The 1,847-nt window shown below is 68.3% G+C and carries 1 protein-coding gene and 1 pseudogene; both read right to left on the bottom strand.

All coding sequences use genetic code 11. From position 1 onward, the window contains the following. Window positions 1-31: 31 nt before the first annotated feature. Window positions 32-226 (bottom strand): annotated as a pseudogene (locus GUY60_RS37345) (ATP-binding protein); the annotation flags it as partial. A gap of 335 nt (window positions 227-561) precedes the next feature. Beyond that, a complete protein-coding gene (locus GUY60_RS37340; RefSeq protein WP_161705944.1) occupies window positions 562-1,776 on the bottom strand; it encodes an RNA-guided endonuclease InsQ/TnpB family protein in 1,215 nt (404 codons plus the stop codon). Window positions 1,777-1,847: the final 71 nt, after the last annotated feature.

The raw sequence follows: 1,847 nt of genomic DNA, 5'->3' as shown, positions 1-1,847 counted from the left end.
CCCTCCGTTCCCCCCATCGGAGAGCGGGCGCTCATGCGTGGTCCCGTCCGGGAGGGCCGCCGAACTCGCACCACACGACCTTGCCCGGCACCCTCTCCCCCACGCCCCACCGGTCCGCGAGCGCCGCGACGAGCCAGAGCCCGCGCCCGCCGTCCGGTTCCGCATCCGGCTCCACCGCCGGTTCCGGCACCTCACCGTCACCGCTGTCGTGCACCTCCACGCGTACGCCGCAGAACAGGTCGTGCCGGGTCTGTTGCAGACCGAGGCATACTCCCGTGCCGTGTTCGCGTGCCTCTCCCCCCGCTCGACGAAGAGGAGCTGGACGAATGGGTCGCCGCGCGCGCATCGACCGCCAGAAGGTCTTCCAGCGCAAGCCCCGCGTGATGGCCAACTTCCTGCTGGAAGAGGCGATTCTGCACCGCGGGGCGGCAGGTGCTGCGGGACCAGATCCGGCACATCCGGCTGGTCAGCTTCCTGCACGATGATCCGGACGACGTCAGTCCACCAGTTGTGTGCTCCAACAGAAGTGACTCCTCCCCCTCATGAAGAGGGGGCTTCTCGCTATGCCGGGTTGGCGTCGCGACGGACCAGCCCGGCCCGTAGAACGTTGAGTGCCCCGACCGTGTCCGCATGCGCGGTATGGCCGCACGAGACACAGTGGAACTTGTCCTGCGTGGGCCGGTTCCCCGCGCTGACGTGCCCGCATTCGGGGCAGGTGCGGGAGGTGTTGCGGGGGTCCACGGCGATCACTTCCCGTCCGGCACTCTCAGCCTTGGCGTACAGGATCGTCAGGAACACCCCCCAACCGGCATCATTGATCGACCTGTTCAGCCCGGCCTTCGCGGCGGCCCCGTTGGGCAGGAAGGTGCCAGGCTGTTCGGGGTCCGGCTTCGGCGCGGGAGCCTTGCTCATGTTGCGGATCTTGAGGTCTTCGTGCGCGATGAAGTCGTGCGTACGGACCAGGTCAAGGGCGGTCTTGTGGGCGTGGTCGAGCCGCTGACGACGCACCGTGCGATGCAGATCGGCAACCTTCTCAACCGCCCGGCAGTGGTTGGCGGTTCGCTTGTCCCTGCGAACCCGGGGGAAGCGGGACAGTGCCTGCTGCGCGGCTTCCAGCTTCGCGGCAGCCTTCCGGCCATGGCGCGGGCTGGGCACGTGCTCGCCGTCGGAGGTGGTGAGGAAGTTGGCTATGCCCAGGTCGATGCCGACCACGCTGCCTGTCGCGGGCAGCGGCTCGGGCTGCTCCTGCTCAGCGATCAGGACGACGTACCAGCGCTCGCCCTCGCGCTTGGCCGAGACAGTCTTGACCTTGCCGACCACCGGCCGGTGCTGGTTGACCTTGACGTGCCCGACACCCTGGAACCGGACCCGGGTGACCGGGCCGTTGGGGGTGGAGTCCCAGCGGCAGCCGTCACCGTCCCTGGGGAAGTCCACGGTGTCGAACCAGTTGACGCCCCGGAAACGCGGGTAGCCAGGCGTGTCACCGGACTTGACCCGGCGAAAGAACGCGGCGAACGCCTTGTCGAGGCGGCGAAGCGTCGCCTGCTGCGAGCTGAACGACCAGCGCCCTTGCCGCTCGGGGTCGAACGCACGGATTTCTTTGAGCTGCGCGGACTGCTGCCCGTACTTGACGCTCGTCCTGGAGGCGTGCCGGTAAGCGTCACGCCGTTCCTGCAACGCCCCGTTGTAGAGCGAGCAGTGATCCCGCAACATCGCGGCGAGCGCGGCGGCCTGGCCCACGGTGGGCCGCATCAGGAACTTGTACGCACGCATCACCCGACCCACCCCCTCCCAAGGCCGTTCCGGCGACCATATGACGTATTACGCCCCGCTAGGAACCAAACCCC

Source organism: Streptomyces boluensis (genome assembly GCF_009908195.1).
GTDB lineage: Bacteria > Actinomycetota > Actinomycetes > Streptomycetales > Streptomycetaceae > Streptomyces > Streptomyces boluensis.
This window is presented reverse-complemented; position numbering and strand designations above follow the sequence as displayed.